Raw genomic sequence first — 15896 nt, forward strand, 5'->3', positions numbered from 1 at the left:
CACTATTGTCATGTCGAACTGCTGTTCACGCCGCATCAGACATGTATCGATGAGTGGAATATCCTCTTTTCGCTGCAGATAAATTATAACTGCGTGCATTAAACAGACTGCCTGGACGCGCTGCCTGACTGATTTCCGCTGTGCTCCCGTAGACGGGCAAAGTAGCTGCGGTTGCGCAAACCAGCGAACAGATTGTAGGCCCCAATAATCAGAAAGAGCGCTTCCACAACAATAGAGAGGCTCGATCCGGTGAAGACAAACATGAGGATTATGGACAATACAATCAGCATGCCACCCATCCAAATATTGGTCCATGAACGGTAAAGGCCAGCGTCAGCGGCATTCGCGGCCCGGTACGAACGAATGCTGTTCAGCGCCGAGCAGACCATGGCTAGAGCGAATATGGCGATCAGGACATACTTGAGAACATCAATTAACACGAATGAGCAGCTCCTTTTCTGGAAAGCATTTACTGCCCTTATTGTACCACGCGAGCCAGGGACAAGGGCAGTTTTTTCTAGCTGCTTCCCAGTGGTTAAGCCGGAACGTGCATCCGAATTTGTACCCAAACCTGAAGTACGCCTTCCATAACGAGCATGGTTTTGACTTGGACCGTATATTGTTTTTCCCTTACCGTGTATACTTTCTGATTCAGCATGATGCGTGTCATTTTGCTGTACTCATCGATATTAAATACATCACGACCACGAAGAACCTCAAGCTCGTCCCCCAGCTTCTGCAGCATGATTTTAAGAGAAGCCTCGTCCGGACCTTTGTCAGACTCTTCAGCGCGCACCTTAATTTCCTTAATGACGGTTTGCCGTTTACTGTATTTTTTCAGCGTTTTGATATCCTCCTCATTCTGATGCAGCTGGAGCTGCAACTCCTGATTGGTTAGCCAGAGTTTGTTATAGCTCAGGTGAAATACACCGTTGTATACAACGCTTCCCGCGATCATTCCCAGGACAAACACGGCTGTCATGCGCATAAGCGGGCGGTAGCGTGAAAAAGGTGGAATCCTCATGGGCTCAGTCCCAGTGCCATATTAACCCCGCCCTCCGCCGCATACCCATTTTACGAGTTCGGTTCCCATATGAGCGCCCATAAAGGCCGAGATCAGATACAAAATTTGCTTGACCGCTGGCGACAGATTGCCGTCGAGAACGTTGCTCTCAATGACACGCATCGGATCGATGGTGCCCCCAACTGCGGCTGCAAGCGCCCATATCTTGATTTTGCCGGAAATATCAAGCATCGTCTGAGTCGGAGGCTGGAGAGAGATAACAGCACCAATTCCTCCGATCATCGCACCGCCCAGCACAATGCCAAACGCAATAAAGAAATCAAGAATGGCTTTGGATAAAAATGTGCTCACCCGCTAACACCCCTTTCAGACCCAGCAGCGCACCTCCTGTCAGTGGCCCGAAACAGGGGGAGCGGCTTGTACTCTTATTGTATGGGCGTGCCCCCGGACGATATGATAAAATAGAATAATAAAGTACGGTTGTACCTGCTGAATTTTTATTCAGTTATTGTATTCATATAGAAGAAAGATAGGCAGCAGCTGGGTTCTGAAGACAGATGCTGCAGCTATCCGCGGCGAAAGGAAGTAACGAACATGAGTTCTTTTGTGCATTTGCACGTTCATAGTGAATATAGTTTGCTGGACGGCGCTGCGCGTATTCCGGATCTCGTGAACCATGCCGCAGATCTTGGGATGACCACACTCGCATTGACCGATCACGGCGTCATGTACGGCGCTGTTCCCTTTTATAAAGCCTGTATCGAACGAGGCATCAAGCCGATTATCGGTTGTGAGGCATACATGACCGCAGGGTCCCGCAAGGAGCGGGGCAGCCGCAAGGATCAGCCCATTCACCACTTGATCTTGCTGGCGAAGAACATGACAGGTTACCGCAACCTGATGAAATTATGCTCTATTGGGCATTTGGAAGGTTTTCATTACAAGCCACGTATTGATATGGAGAGTTTGGCTGCCCATCACGAGGGCATTATCTGTCTCAGTGCTTGTCTCGGAGGAGAAGTGCCTCAGCATTTGCTGCATGGACGGGAAGAAGAGGCCCGGCGGGCTGCGCTTCGTTATAAACATATTTTTGGTCCTGATTTCTATCTGGAGCTTCAGGATCACGGCCTCGCAGAGCAAAAAAGAGTCAATCCCCAATTGATTCGTCTAGCCGAGGAACTGGATATTCCGCTTGTGGCAACCAATGATGTGCATTACCTATCCGAAGCGGACGCTGAACTTCAGGATGTGCTCATTTGTATCGGAACCGGGAAAACCGTTGATGATGAGAGTCGTCTTCGGATTGGTACCAATCAGCTGTATTTGAAAAGTGAGCAGGAGATGGCCCGCTTGTTCCCTCATGTGGAAGAAGCGCTGAAGAACACGGTTCGTATTGCCGAATCCTGTGAACTGCAGCTGGAATTTGGCAAGTCCATCCTGCCTGAATACAGACCGCTGCCTGAGGGACAGAGTCCTTCTCAGTACCTGAGAGAGCTCTGTGAAAAAGGCATGGAGGAACGATATGCCGGCTCAGAACGCTGGACGGATTCGGCCCTTCGTTCCGAGCTGGAGCAGCGATTGAACTACGAACTTCAGGTCATCGACAGTATGGGATTCTCGGATTATTTCCTGATCGTATGGGATTTTATCGCTTATGCCCATAGACAAGGGATCGTTACCGGCCCAGGGCGGGGTTCCTCGGCGGGAAGCCTTGTTGCCTATACACTGCATATTACCGATGTTGATCCGATGAAATATAACCTGCTCTTTGAACGTTTCCTGAATCCTGAACGTATTTCCATGCCCGATATCGATATCGATTTCAGCGATGAGCGGCGGGATGAGGTTATTGATTATGTCGCAGCCAAATACGGAAAAGCACATGTGGCACAGATTATTACCTTTGGTACAATGGCTGCACGCGCAGCAGTCAGGGACGTTGGGCGAGCGTTAAATGTACCTTATGGCGAGGTGGATAAGGCGGCGAAGCTGATTCCTGCACAGCTCGGGATTAACATCCGGCGTGCCATGGAAGCAACACCTGAACTCAAGGTATTATATGAAACAAAGCCGAAAACCCGCGAGCTTCTGGATATGGCCATGAAGGTGGAAGGCATGCCGCGCCATGCGTCCACACATGCTGCCGGGGTCGTGATATCTCGCGATCCTCTGACCGATGCCGTTCCGCTTCAGGAAGGAAGCGAGGGCACTGCACTAACCCAATACTCGATGGAAAATCTGGAGTCAATCGGGCTGCTCAAGATGGACTTTCTCGGACTGCGAACCCTTTCCATTATTGAACGCTGCCTGCGTTGGATCGGGGAAGAAGGCCAAGTTCCGGATTTTCGCTATATCGCAGATGATGATGCAAAGACGTATGAGATGCTTGGCCGTGGCGACACGATGGGCATATTCCAGCTGGAATCGGCGGGCATGCGTCGTGTGCTGAAGGATCTGAAACCGACAGTATTTGAAGACATCATCTCCGTTCTCGCTTTGTATCGTCCGGGTCCAATGGAGTTCATCTCCAAGTATATTCAGGGCAAGCATGGACAGATTGAGGTCGATTATCCCCATGCCGATCTCGAATCCATTCTAAAGGATACGTATGGCATCATCGTCTATCAGGAACAGATCATGCAGATTGCTTCACGCATGGCCGGTTTCTCACTGGGGGAAGCAGACTTGCTGCGCCGAGCCGTGTCCAAGAAGAAACGGGAAGTGCTCGATCTGGAACGTGGACATTTCGTTCAGGGCAGTCTCAAACAAGGCTATAGCGAGGAAGAAGCGGACCTGGTCTATGACATGATCGTGAAGTTTGCCAACTACGGTTTCCCGCGTGCCCACGCCGCGGCATATGGTGTACTGGCGTTCCAGACCGCATATCTGAAGGCTCATTACCCGGTTCATTTTATGGCTTCCATGCTGACCGCTGTTATGGGCAGTCATCGCAAGGTTGCGGAATACGTCGTGGAATGTCGACGTATGGGAATTGAAGTCCTGCCGCCTGACGTCAACGAGAGCGGCATTCTGTTTACTCCAGTCTTTGCAGTAACAGGTAAACCGGAGAACAATCTGACTGACAGGTCCGACATGGACAATGGGAGCAACACCGAAAATCATTTGTATGATCATCCCGGCCAGGAAGAATATGGTGATGCACCATTGCCGGATGACCCAGGCCCAATGCCCGAAGAAGGTGATGATTCATATGGCTGGCAAGCTTCGACCGTAATTCCTGAAGACCTGAAACAAGAGGGGTTATATGGAAACGGTAGTGAAGCGTCGGCAATAAAACATGTAGATCAGGATGAAACGGGTTTATCCGGCGGAGTGGACCAGAAGCAAGCTGAGGTATTGGCATCCGGTTCTATCCGTTTTGGACTGGCTGCTGTGAAGAATGTCGGCACCCAAGCTATGGAGAGTATCATGCTCGTCCGCAAGGAGCGCCCATTCGACAGTTTGCTCGATTTTTGTCGCCGTGTTGATCTGCGTGTCTGCAATAAACGTGTCATTGAATCATTGATTCAGGCGGGAGCTTTTGACACTTTGCCTGGACACCGGGCGCAGCTGCTCGCGATGCTGGACGAGACGGTGGAAGCGGCTCTGAAGTGGCGCAAGGAGCGCGAGGATCTGCAGATTCAGCTGTTTGATTTTGTGGAGACACCCAACTGGGAGATTGAATATCCACAGATCCCTGCGTATTCGGCCACTCAGCAGCTGGAGCTCGAGCGGGAATTGTTGGGTCTATATCTATCCGGTCATCCGCTTGATGATTATGAAGATGTGCTCGAATCGAGCGGGGCGGACCGGATTATGGAGCTGACCGAAGCAGCCGACGATACGATGGCCGTCGCTGCCGGGATGGTGGTGTCCGTGAAGTCCATCACGACGAAACAGGGCAAGGCCATGGCGTTCATGGAGCTGGAAGACCAGATTGAACGATGCGAAGTGGTTCTCTTTCCCGAAGTATGGCGGCGGAGCCAGCAGCATGTCGGGAAAGGCGAGCTGCTCGTCGTGCGTGCCAAAGTGCAGCAGCAGGACGAAGGGTTTAAGCTGCTGGCTGAGGAGGTGGCGCCGCTCACACAGGCGGCACTGGAACAGCAGCTGCGCAGCCGCGAACGGCGCGGGAAGCCCGGCAGCGGCAGTCCTTCCCGGCCGGCGGCACCGGCACGGCAGCCGGCCGGTGCGGGTGCTGGAGCTGTACGCAGCAGCGCAGGCGGAGGGCCAGCAGCGCACCGAGAGGAAGGCGCAGGCAAGGCTGAGGCAACGCCTGCATCGCCGCCAGGCAGCACCGTTTCTGCCAGTGGATCTGACCAGATTCGCCGGTCTCAGCCCGCACAACAGCGGGTGTTCGTGAAGATCACTCCACAGTCCGAGAAACCGGAACTGCTGACACGTTTGAAGCAGCTGCTCCAGCAGCATCCGGGTCCGGTTGCAACGGTACTTTTCTATGAGCAACAGCAGAAGCTGCTTGCGTTAAGCGATGCTTACCGGATTAAACCGTCTCCTACACTGTTCTCCGAGATGGAGCAGATGCTGGGCGAGGGTACAGTTAAAATCAAGTAATGGCCTTGGCAGCGCCCATTGCCAAAGGAGGAACCTGTCCGGTTATGCCGGACGGGTTCTTTTGTTTGGTCAAACCAAGTGAGACAGCTGCCTGGGAGCCCCGTTTAACCCCGGACAGAAGTCCATTTGTGTTTTTTTATGAACGTTTTGCTGTGTAGCCGCATACACTTGAGAACACCGAAGGACCTCGCGGTCCTCGGGGGAGCGATGCGGGAGGTCGAGATATGTCATATGAAATCGTAGAAGCTATGCTGGCCCGGCGGGGTGTACAGATTGATGCAATCGCTGAAATTGTATATCGTCTGCAAAAAGGGTACCACCCGGAACTGACTATGGATGATTGTGTAACAAGTGTGAAGTCGGTACTACAAAAAAGAGAGGTTCAGTATACGCTGTATACTGGCATTGCTCTGGATGAGCTGGCTGAAAAACGTCTCTTGCCCCAGCCGCTGCAGGCCATTATGGAAGCGGATGAATCCCTGTATGGAGTGGACGAGACTCTGGCCCTTGGCATTACCCATGTGTATGGCATGATTGGTTTAACCAGTTTTGGTTACCTGGATAAAGAAAAAATAGGCGTCATTCACGATCTGAATGAAGATGGATCAGGCATTCATGTCTTCCTGGATGATCTGGTCGCCGGTCTGGCTGCTGCGGCTTCCGCACGTATTGCCCACAAAAATCTCAATGCTAAAAAATACCCTACCGATTAATAATTTCCTCCCTGGCTGCAGGACATTCAGGGCGGCAGGTGCTGCCCTGGAAAACCTGAACGTAAAATATCAGACGGAGTGTTAAGCGTATCGGTTATCCTAGTGGGACAAATGTCCCCCAAGATCCCGTTTTCTCCCCTAAGGTCCTGAACCCTTCCTTGCAGAAAAAAACGGAGGTATGGTATCATTAGTCCAATATACGGGCTCTGAACATTAGCTTAGGGGGCGGACATGGCATGTGGACGGTGATTTACATTGCACCGACAGCAAAGGTTGCGGACAAGATTAAGACCAAGCTTTCGGAAGAAGGTTTTCTGGTACAGACCCGTCCCATCAGTTTATCCAAGCAGCAATTTGAGATTCGCGTCCCTTCTGGGGAATTGGAAGAAGTCCAGGAAGTGCTGAATTCGATTCTGCATTCCTGATTTGATTCAACATCAGAGGTGCCTTGGCGAAGAAGAAAGTACCATCGGTACATAAGGGGCTGACCGCGCAAGCGGAGAGAGGAATCGACTTGCATGTATTGTATGCTGCTGTCCTTCCTTCTTTTTTTGTTAGGCTATGGACTGACCAGGCTGCTCCCGGAGACCCTACCGAGACAAGTTCAAGTATTTCGCGCAACAATCTTTCGGTAATACAGGTAACATCAATCGTGCTGATAGAAGCCACTGATTCTTGCCTTATGCCGGCGGATTTTTTTGTTGTGAATGCCTGGACAAGGCCCATTGCAGCGTGTGGGTCGTAAACGGTTCACCGCAGTACCTCTGTAGAAGTCGCTTTTCGCGATGTACTGCAGGGTGCGGCTATCAAATCAACGGCTGGAGAGGTGTAGTTGTGTTCAAAGATATATTCCAGAAAAAACGGAAGTACGCTACCATACCTTCCGAGCGTGCGGTTCGTGGCGAAGGCCAGGAAGTCGTAGAACGTCCAAAGCGTGAAATCCCTGAAGGACTTATGAACAAGTGCAGCAAATGCGGCACGATTCAATATAGCAAGGAATTGGAGAAAAATCTGAAAGTATGTCCTGCTTGCGGCTATCACATGCGCTTGAATGCCATGGAGCGTATTGCCATGGTTTTGGACGAGCAAGGCTTTGTTGAGCTGGATGCCGACATGGTTTCGGTTGATCCGCTTGGTTTTCCGGGATACAGCAGCAAGCTGGAGCAGCAGCGCCTGAAGTCAGGCTTGAAGGAAGCTGTAATTACAGGAGAAGGAACGATTGAAGGTTTACCTGTAGTTGTTGCTGTCATGAGCTTTGATTTCTTCACAGGCAGCATGGGCTCTGTTGTAGGGGAGAAAATTACTCGTGCTGTAGAGCACGCGACGGAGAAAAAATTGCCCCTGATTATTTTCTCAACCTCTGGTGGAGCGCGGATGCAGGAGAGTATCCTCAGCTTGATGCAGATGGCTAAAACAAGTGCGGCACTGGCTCGTTTGGATGAACAAGGAGGCCTTTATATTTCGGTCATCACGGACCCGACCACCGGTGGGGTATCAGCGAGTTTCGCCAGTCTGGGCGATATTAACATCGCTGAACCAGGTGCTGTATTTGGCTTTGCCGGCCGAATTGTTATTGAGCAAACCATTCGTCAGAAGCTGCCTGATGATTTCCAGACGGCAGAATTTAATATGCAGCATGGTCAGTTGGACTTGGTGATTCACCGGAAGGAACTTCGTACGACCCTTGCCAAGCTTCTGGATATGCACAGCGAAAAAGGAGGGGTCTAAATGGCGGGTGAGTTGCCATATGAAGCGCCTCTGGTTGAGATGCGCAAAAAGATTGAGGAGCTTGTACAGTTTGGACAGGAGAAGGGTATTGATTTCACTGATGAAATCGCCCGCCTGGAGGAACGTTATCATAGACTTGAAGAAGAGATTTATTCCGGCATAACGGCAGCTCAGAAAATGCATCTGGCGCGTCATCAACAGCGTCCAACTGCACTTGACCTGATCCAGCTGATTTTTACCGATTTTATCGAACTTCATGGTGATCGGATGTTTGGCGACGATTTGGCCGTCGTTGGCGGCCTTGCGAAACTGAATGGAAGAACGGTAACCGTCATCGGACAACAGCGGGGGAAAGATACGAAGGATAATATCGCCCGCTTTTTCGGGAGCGCGCATCCGGAAGGTTTCCGCAAAGGACTGCGGCTGATGAAGCAGGCGAACAAATTTGGTCGTCCAATTATTACATTTGTTGATACTAAAGGAGCCTATCCGGGTAATACTGCAGAAGAGAGAGGTCAATCGGAAGCCATCGCCCGTAACCTGATTGAAATGGCGAAGCTCACGGTGCCTGTAATTGTTGTGGTTATCGGTGAGGGTGGAAGCGGCGGCGCACTCGCCTTGGCTGTAGGCAATCGTGTACTCATGCTGGAGCATGCCATTTATTCAGCGATCTCTCCGAATGGTGCAGCGTCCATCCTGTGGAAAGATGCGTCCAAGGCAGATCAGGCAGCGGAAGCGATGAAGATAACAGCCAAGGATCTGCTCGAGATGGAAGTTATCGAAGAAATTGTTCCTGAACCACGTGGTGGTGCGCATCGGGATTATGAAGGTGCTGCAGCAGCGATCAGCGAAGCTCTGGTTCGTCATCTGGAAGAGATGAAAGGCTGGAGCGGGGATCAGCTGAAGCAGGATCGGTACGAGAAATTCCGCAAAATCGGATCTGTTACGTTCGAATCTCCAACGCCACCGGCCCCAGTTGAAGCTCCGGAGGAGCCCGTTCGAGTGGATGCAGTGAATAATTTGTCGGGAAATGCAGAATGATGTGACGAATTTCCTATACAAAAGAACGAAAGTATAGTAAATTTAATAGTTGGAAAAAGAAAAAAGACATATACAGAGAGACCTTTTAAAATCGGAGGAAACCCAAAATGCGCAAAACGAAAATTGTATGTACAATCGGTCCATCCAGTGAATCACTGGAGAACACCAAAAAACTGATTATGGCCGGTATGAACGTGGCCCGTCTGAACTTCTCCCACGGTGATTTCGATGAGCACGGCGGACGGATCAAAGCGATTCGCCAAGCATGCGAAGAGTTGAACAAAACCGTAGCAATCCTGCTGGACACCAAAGGACCGGAAATTCGGACAGGTAAACTCGAAGTTGAACCGATTGAACTGGTTCAGGACGAGTACATCACTTTGACAACAGAAGAAATTCTGGGAACCAAAGAACGTCTTTCCATTACGTATGCAGATCTTCCAAATGATGTTGAGCCGGGATCTACAATTCTGATCGACGACGGTCTGATCGGACTGACTGTGGTGGAAGTGCAAGGCACCGAGATCAAATGCCGTATCGTGAACGGCGGAACGATCAAAAGCAAAAAAGGTGTTAACGTTCCGGGCGTTGCCATTTCTCTGCCGGGTATCACTGAAAAAGATGCGAACGATATCGTATTTGGTATCGAGCAAGGTATCGATTTCATCGCGGCTTCTTTTGTTCGTAAAGCAAGTGACGTGCTTGAGATTCGTGAACTGCTTGAGAAACACAATGCTGGACATATCCAAATCATCTCCAAAATTGAGAACCAACAAGGTGTAGACAACCTGGATGAGATCCTTGAAGTGTCTGATGGCTTGATGGTAGCTCGTGGTGACCTTGGTGTGGAAATTCCTGCGGAAGAAGTACCATTGGTACAAAAACGCATGATCGAAAAATGTAATGTTGCAGGCAAACCGGTTATTACAGCTACACAAATGCTGGATTCCATGCAACGCAACCCGCGTCCAACTCGTGCGGAAGCAAGTGACGTTGCGAATGCAATCTTCGATGGAACAGATGCAATCATGTTGTCTGGTGAGACAGCTGCGGGTAAATACCCGGTTGAATCCGTGCTGACAATGTCCCGTATCGCTGAAAAAGCAGAGTCCGCTCTGCCTTATCAAGAGCTGTATCTGAAACAACGTGTTGCACAACAAACAACTGTTACAGAGGCAATCAGCCAATCCGTTGCGCTGTCCGCTCAAGATCTGAACGCAAAAGCGATCATCACTTCGACTGAGTCTGGCCATACGGCTCGTATGGTTTCCAAATACCGTCCGGAAGCTCCAATCATTGCTGTGACTACGGAAGATAGAACTTCCCGTCGTCTTGCACTGGCTTGGGGTGTTACACCGGTGAAAGGCAGACGTTGTGACTCAACGGATTCCTTGTTTGAGAATGCAATCGAAGGCGGTTTGAAATCGGGAATCGTCAAAGAAGGGGATCTGGTTGTCATCACTGCGGGTGTACCTCTGGGTCGCTCCGGTTCTACCAACCTGATCAAAGTAAGCCAAATTCCAAACAACGCTTAATTGAACAATTAAGTTTTAGATGGATCAAAACAGGAATGAAGCAATGGGGCATTTGTCCCGTTGCTTTTTTCCATCTTTATGAGACTTTTCACGGAATAAATACGTATAAAGGGTAGACCCAAGGAGGCGGGTAACATGCAAGAACAGCACCATGGAAACTGGTATGCGGCACGTCTGCGTGTACGCTATCAAGAGAGTGATCAGATGGGTGTGGTCTATCACGCCAACTATTTGAATTGGTTTGAAATCGGTCGAACCGAGATGATTCGCCAAATGGGGTATACATATCGTAAAATGGAGGAACAGGGGCTACTGCTTCCCGTAACTGGACTGGATGTGAAGTATCATAAGCCTGCAAAGTATGATGATGAGATTATGATATTCACCCGAATTGTTGCATTTAGTGGTCTTCGATTAAATTATGAGTACGACGTAAGACGCATGACCGAAGACCTTGCTGTACAATTCGGCGTTGGAGAGCAGGTATGGGCTTCTGATGAATCGCTTCCGGGAGAACGACTGGTTACAGGCTCTACCCAGCATGTGTGGGTGAATGGAGATTGGAAGCCGGTAAGACTGGATAAAGCCGCCCCTGAGCTCTATAGCGCACTGGAGAAAGTGTGGCTCTCAGGAAAGGAGTAATTGGTAATGCGAAAATGGATGTGGGCTATATTATTATTCGTTCCGGTTATTGAATTGTTTGGATTCATTCTGATGAGTGACTGGATCGGAGCCGGGAAGACCTTGCTTCTCATGATTCTCACGTCCTTGATTGGTATAGCGATGCTGCAATTTGAAGGGCGAAAAGTACTCGTCGATGCCAAAACCGAGATGGAACGCGGTAAAGTGCCTGGACGGAAAATGGTAGACGGACTTTTTATTTTTGTGGGTGGTTTCTTGCTGTTGATTCCAGGGTTTGTTACGGATATCATCGGATTTACCCTGGTATTTCCGTTAACACGTGCTGTGTACCGCTTATTTTTCCTGGGTTGGCTTGAGAAAAAAATGAAAAACGGCAGCATCACGTTCTACCGCCGTCCGTAATATGGTGTTGATTCATTATTAAAGGCTCCTTCGTGCAGATCTTTCCTGCAGAAGGAGCCTTTTTGATGTATTAAAAAATGTACAAAAGCTATCGGACCCGGCCATTGATGATGTACGTTCTCAGATCGCGCAGCACATTCGCACGATTGAAGGCATCAAGGATGACCAAGCTGACAGGACCGATGATCAGGCCGAGTACGCCAAAGAGCTTCAATCCAACAAACATGCCTACCAGTGTCGCAAGTGGATCCAGACCCACACTGCTTGCCAGCACCTTTGGCTCAATGATCTGTCTCGCAATCAGTACGATGAGATAAACGACCGAAATACCAATCCCAAGATAGATGTCTCCGTTCATAAACAGGTATGCTGCCCATGGAACCATGACCAGTCCAACGCCAAGATAAGGCAGAAGATCAACCAGCCCGATGAGCAATGCAATAGTAAAAGCAGACTTCACCTGTAAGATGAGCAATCCAATCATGACAAATACCGCAGTTATGGAAATCATGATCAGCTGAGCACGGGCATAGCCGAACAATGCTTTCTTTAGGTCGTTCCATATGTCCGTAATCGGTTTGCGGATTGAAGAAGGCACCCATCCCGAGACTGTAATGCCGTGGCGGGTCCAGCTTTTGCTAATAAAGAACGTGGAGAGCAGAACGACAATTAATACGGCTCCCATGTTGGGAAGCGAGGTAAGCAGACCCAAAATCATATTGAAAAATCCGGTAACCAGATCGCTGACAGCGGTACCTACCGTTTCGGTTGTTTTGCTGATATTGCTGTTGATCGTTTCCTGATAGTTAGGATTTTCCTTATAAAATTCGTTAATCTGTCCGATCAGGTTCTGAATCGTATCGTTTTGGGTCCAGCGGACAAAGGTTTCCTTAATCTCGTCCACATGCAGGTCAAAACTCGTGGTGAGTGATATCACTTCTTTTACCATCCGGGTTACTGCTGCGGAAAGTATCACAACGATTGCCCCGAAATAGACGATCAATGAAAGGGTCACAGCTAACCAGCGTGGAAAGCGGGCTTTGTCCTGAAGCAGCTTCACCAGTGGATTCATCGCATAAGCGATAATCCATGCGATGACAAATGGGTATAGAAGCGGGAACAGCAAGTATATGGCAAAGGCGATCAGAACGGTCGCAATAATGACCCACAAGCCGCGCAGCAGGCGTTTCATAATAATTCTGTCCAAACGTCACGTCTCCTTCTAACAATTTCGATCAGCATAGAAGCTATCTAGTTAATATAGAGCAATTGCAGCGTTTTGAAACGTTGGTTTGGCCTGCCAAGGAGCATTTATTTTCTTTTGCCTAGAGTATGCCAGAACACATGGATATATAGCAATATTCATGGAGCAGGCGCACAGAATTATATAAATAGGATAAAATGTCAACCTTGTTTTTGTAAAGGCTTTCAAAAATGATTTATAGGCGTGATAAAGAAGTTTGATGTGCGAATGGCCTTTGGTGATGTTCACATAACCGACAAAATCCAGTATGATGTTATAAGGAAATACCGATTGACAGATAAGAAACCCGAATTTTGACGGTTTTACTATTTAATGAATTGTAAATGTTTTCAACACCAATTATTATGCTTTTCTAAGAGCTTCATCATGCTTTGTGGTTTCTTGATTTCGTTTATTAAAGGAGAGATGTAATATGACAGCTACCAAAGGTCTGGAAGGCATCGTTGCAACAACCTCTTCGATCAGTTCCATTGTAGACGGTGTACTTACATACCGTGGCTACAATATTGACGATTTGGCTGAACACGCAAGCTTTGAAGAAGTTGCTTATTTGCTGTGGTTCGGCAAATTGCCCAATACGGATGAATTGAAATCCCTTCGTAAAAGCCTGAGCGATTACGCGCCGATTCCGAGCGAGTTGATTGCACAAATCCGATTGTATCCGAAAAACATGAGTACCATGGCAGCACTGCGTTCTGCAGTATCCGCTCTGGGACTGTATGATGAGCAGGCTGACGAGATGACAGCTGAAGCTAATGAAAATAAAGCGGTCAAGTTGCAAGCTCAATTGCCAACCATCGTGGCAGCCATCGCCCGCATCCGTCAGGGAAAAGAGCCTGTGGCTCCTAAAGAAGGCGCTTCCATTGCTGAGAATTTCCTGTACATGATGACAGGTGAAGAACCTTCCGATACGGCAGTTAAAGCGCTGGATCAGGCTCTGGTTCTGCACGCCGATCATGAACTGAATGCTTCGACGTTTGCAGCACGGGTAACCGTAGCTACGCTCTCCGACATTTATTCAGGCGTAACTTCCGCTATTGGCGCACTGAAGGGACCCCTGCATGGTGGTGCGAACGAAGCCGTCATGAAAATGTTGAATGAGATCGGCACGCCGGATCGTCTGGAAGCAGCGATTCAGGAGAAGCTGAACAATCGTGAGAAAATCATGGGCTTCGGACACCGTGTATACAAAAATGGTGATCCACGTGCCAAACACCTGCAGAAGATGTCCAAAGAGCTGGGCAGCATGAACAATGACACCCGCCTTTATGACATGTCTGTGAAGATTGAAGAACTGGTTACCGGACAAAAAGGGTTGAAGCCGAACGTGGATTTCTATTCCGCTTCCGTGTATACCCAGCTGGGTATCGAACAGGAACTGTTCACGCCGATCTTTGCCATCAGCCGGGTATCCGGATGGACAGCTCATATTCTGGAGCAGCTTGCGGATAACCGCATTATTCGTCCGCGTGCAGAATATACAGGTCCAACGGATCAACGTTACATTTCAGTTGAGCTTCGCTAATAGACGGAAAACCAGTATAATAAACTGGATGGGGTGAAGGGTCCCGAAAACTGGCAGCAAGCCTGGTCAGACATCAAGACCCTTCCTTCGATAAGACAAGCGGTATCATGATACCGGAATTATACCAACACTCTAGGAGGAATTATGATTATGAAATTAGAAAAATTCGCTCATCCAACTGAAGGGGAAAAAATTCAGATTGATAACGGAACACTGCAAGTGCCTAATAACCCGATCATTCCTTTTATCGAAGGTGACGGTACAGGCCGCGACATCTGGAAAGCTTCCAAGCGTGTATTGGATGCAGCTGTAGAAAAAGCATATGATGGCAGCAAAAAAATTGCATGGTATGAAGTGTTTGCTGGTGAGAAAGCATTCAATACATACGGTGAGTGGTTGCCGAATGATACGCTTGAAGCCATTCGTGAGTATATCGTAGCCATCAAAGGACCTCTGACGACGCCAATCGGTGGCGGAATTCGTTCCCTGAACGTAGCTTTGCGTCAAGAGCTTGACCTGTACACTTGCCTGCGTCCTGTACGCTATTTCGACGGAGTACCTTCCCCGGTTAAACGTCCTGAACTGGTAGACATGGTCATTTTCCGTGAGAATACAGAAGATATCTACGCAGGTATCGAGTATGCTGAAGGTTCCGATGAAGTGAAAAAAGTGATTCAGTTCCTGCAACAGGAAATGGGCGTTAACAAAATCCGTTTCCCTGAAACTTCAGGTATCGGTATCAAGCCAGTATCTTCCGAAGGTTCCAAACGTCTGGTACGTGCAGCAGTTCAATACGCCATCGATCACAACCGTAAGAGCGTGACATTGGTACACAAAGGCAACATCATGAAATTTACTGAAGGTGCCTTCAAAAACTGGGGTTATGAAGTCGCTGAGGAAGAGTTCGGCGATAAAGTGTTCACTTGGGCACAATACGACATCATCAAGGAAAAAGAAGGTACAGATGCAGCGAATGCAGCTCAAAAAGCAGCTGAAGATGCAGGTAAAATCATTGTTAAAGATGCGATTGCCGACATTGCTCTGCAACAAGTATTGACTCGTCCAGGCGAATTCGATGTTATTGCTACATTGAACCTGAACGGTGACTACCTGTCCGACGCCCTTGCTGCACAAGTTGGTGGTATCGGTATCGCTCCAGGAGCGAACATCAACTATGTAACAGGCCATGCGATCTTCGAAGCTACACACGGTACTGCACCTAAGTATGCGGACAAAGACGTCGTGAACCCTGGTTCCGTTATCCTGTCTGGCGTTATGTTGCTTGAGCACCTGGGATGGCAAGAAGCAGCAAAACTGATCTACAAAGGTATGGAAACTTCCATCAACAACAAAACCGTAACGTATGACTTCGCACGTCTGATGGATGGTGCTACTGAAGTTAAATGCTCTGAATTCGCTGATCAAATCATTAAAAACCTGTAAGGGGAGTTGA

14 protein-coding genes are annotated in these 15896 nt (G+C 48.9%); 10 read left to right on the forward strand and 4 right to left on the reverse strand.

The genetic code is table 11. The annotated features are described in order from the left end of the window. Positions 1 to 98: 98 nt before the first annotated feature. From AC3RCI_RS09450 to AC3RCI_RS09460, 3 genes are all read right to left on the reverse strand, one after another. Entirely contained in the window at positions 99 to 440 is a 342-nt protein-coding gene (locus tag AC3RCI_RS09450; protein ID WP_095359016.1) for a YtpI family protein, read from the reverse strand. A gap of 95 nt (positions 441 to 535) precedes the next feature. Beyond that, the gene (locus tag AC3RCI_RS09455; protein WP_095288134.1) at positions 536 to 1024 is read right to left on the reverse strand and encodes a sporulation membrane protein YtrI; all 489 of its coding nucleotides are present in this window, start codon (positions 1022 to 1024) and stop codon (positions 536 to 538) included. Positions 1025 to 1045: 21 nt separating this feature from the next. Next, positions 1046 to 1375 carry a YtrH family sporulation protein gene (locus tag AC3RCI_RS09460; protein WP_095288133.1) on the reverse strand — a complete coding sequence of 110 codons (330 nt, stop codon included), beginning with the start codon at positions 1373 to 1375 and terminating at the stop codon, positions 1046 to 1048. Between the two features lie 243 nt (positions 1376 to 1618). Here AC3RCI_RS09460 and AC3RCI_RS09465 point away from each other — a divergent pair, with 243 nt between their 5' ends. The 8 genes from AC3RCI_RS09465 (at position 1619) to AC3RCI_RS09500 (ending at position 11654) form a co-directional block, all read left to right on the forward strand. Further along, complete coding sequence (locus AC3RCI_RS09465) at positions 1619 to 5593, forward strand: DNA polymerase III subunit alpha (protein WP_492528723.1); 3975 nt, start codon at positions 1619 to 1621, stop codon at positions 5591 to 5593. Between the two features lie 224 nt (positions 5594 to 5817). Beyond that, positions 5818 to 6306 carry a phosphatidylglycerophosphatase A family protein gene (locus AC3RCI_RS09470; RefSeq protein ID WP_095288131.1) on the forward strand — a complete coding sequence of 163 codons (489 nt, stop codon included), beginning with the start codon at positions 5818 to 5820 and terminating at the stop codon, positions 6304 to 6306. A 236-nt stretch (positions 6307 to 6542) separates the two neighbouring features. Further along, the gene (locus AC3RCI_RS09475) at positions 6543 to 6731 is read left to right on the forward strand and encodes a hypothetical protein (RefSeq protein ID WP_017689496.1); all 189 of its coding nucleotides are present in this window, start codon (positions 6543 to 6545) and stop codon (positions 6729 to 6731) included. A 409-nt stretch (positions 6732 to 7140) separates the two neighbouring features. Then, the gene (accD, locus tag AC3RCI_RS09480; protein ID WP_336779419.1) at positions 7141 to 8034 is read left to right on the forward strand and encodes an acetyl-CoA carboxylase, carboxyltransferase subunit beta; all 894 of its coding nucleotides are present in this window, start codon (positions 7141 to 7143) and stop codon (positions 8032 to 8034) included. Then, on the forward strand, positions 8035 to 9075 hold the full coding sequence (locus AC3RCI_RS09485) for an acetyl-CoA carboxylase carboxyltransferase subunit alpha (RefSeq protein ID WP_095288129.1): 1041 nt from the start codon (positions 8035 to 8037) through the stop codon (positions 9073 to 9075). A 107-nt stretch (positions 9076 to 9182) separates the two neighbouring features. Further along, positions 9183 to 10610, forward strand: a complete 1428-nt coding sequence (pyk, locus tag AC3RCI_RS09490) for a pyruvate kinase (RefSeq protein ID WP_095288128.1) — start codon at positions 9183 to 9185, stop codon at positions 10608 to 10610. Between the two features lie 135 nt (positions 10611 to 10745). Next, a complete protein-coding gene (locus AC3RCI_RS09495; protein ID WP_336779420.1) occupies positions 10746 to 11252 on the forward strand; it encodes an acyl-CoA thioesterase in 507 nt (168 codons plus the stop codon). Continuing rightward, positions 11253 to 11654: an FxsA family protein gene (locus AC3RCI_RS09500; protein WP_127536528.1), complete on the forward strand. Its 402-nt coding sequence runs from the start codon at positions 11253 to 11255 to the stop codon at positions 11652 to 11654. Positions 11655 to 11742: 88 nt separating this feature from the next. Here AC3RCI_RS09500 and ytvI read toward each other — a convergent pair whose 3' ends face one another. Continuing rightward, positions 11743 to 12861: a sporulation integral membrane protein YtvI gene (gene ytvI, locus AC3RCI_RS09505; protein ID WP_336779421.1), complete on the reverse strand. Its 1119-nt coding sequence runs from the start codon at positions 12859 to 12861 to the stop codon at positions 11743 to 11745. 469 nt (positions 12862 to 13330) lie between these two features. Here ytvI and citZ point away from each other — a divergent pair, with 469 nt between their 5' ends. Beyond that, the gene (citZ, locus tag AC3RCI_RS09510) at positions 13331 to 14443 is read left to right on the forward strand and encodes a citrate synthase (RefSeq protein WP_127536526.1); all 1113 of its coding nucleotides are present in this window, start codon (positions 13331 to 13333) and stop codon (positions 14441 to 14443) included. Between the two features lie 150 nt (positions 14444 to 14593). Beyond that, entirely contained in the window at positions 14594 to 15886 is a 1293-nt protein-coding gene (icd, locus tag AC3RCI_RS09515; RefSeq protein WP_336779422.1) for an NADP-dependent isocitrate dehydrogenase, read from the forward strand. Positions 15887 to 15896 lie beyond the last annotated feature (10 nt).

It is taken from the genome of Paenibacillus sp. MT124, from assembly GCF_058792755.1.

What these genes read in the sequence shown, in the direction of transcription:
- icd (WP_336779422.1), top strand. Translation starts at nt 14,594, where the DNA reads ATGAAATTAGAAAAATTCGCTCATCCAACTGAAGGGGAAAAAATTCAG.
- AC3RCI_RS09495 (WP_336779420.1), top strand. Translation starts at nt 10,746, where the DNA reads ATGCAAGAACAGCACCATGGAAACTGGTATGCGGCACGTCTGCGTGTA.
- AC3RCI_RS09455 (WP_095288134.1), bottom strand. Translation starts at nt 1,024, where the DNA reads ATGAGGATTCCACCTTTTTCACGCTACCGCCCGCTTATGCGCATGACA.
- AC3RCI_RS09465 (WP_492528723.1), top strand. Translation starts at nt 1,619, where the DNA reads ATGAGTTCTTTTGTGCATTTGCACGTTCATAGTGAATATAGTTTGCTG.
- citZ (WP_127536526.1), top strand. Translation starts at nt 13,331, where the DNA reads ATGACAGCTACCAAAGGTCTGGAAGGCATCGTTGCAACAACCTCTTCG.
- AC3RCI_RS09485 (WP_095288129.1), top strand. Translation starts at nt 8,035, where the DNA reads ATGGCGGGTGAGTTGCCATATGAAGCGCCTCTGGTTGAGATGCGCAAA.
- pyk (WP_095288128.1), top strand. Translation starts at nt 9,183, where the DNA reads ATGCGCAAAACGAAAATTGTATGTACAATCGGTCCATCCAGTGAATCA.
- AC3RCI_RS09475 (WP_017689496.1), top strand. Translation starts at nt 6,543, where the DNA reads ATGTGGACGGTGATTTACATTGCACCGACAGCAAAGGTTGCGGACAAG.
- AC3RCI_RS09470 (WP_095288131.1), top strand. Translation starts at nt 5,818, where the DNA reads ATGTCATATGAAATCGTAGAAGCTATGCTGGCCCGGCGGGGTGTACAG.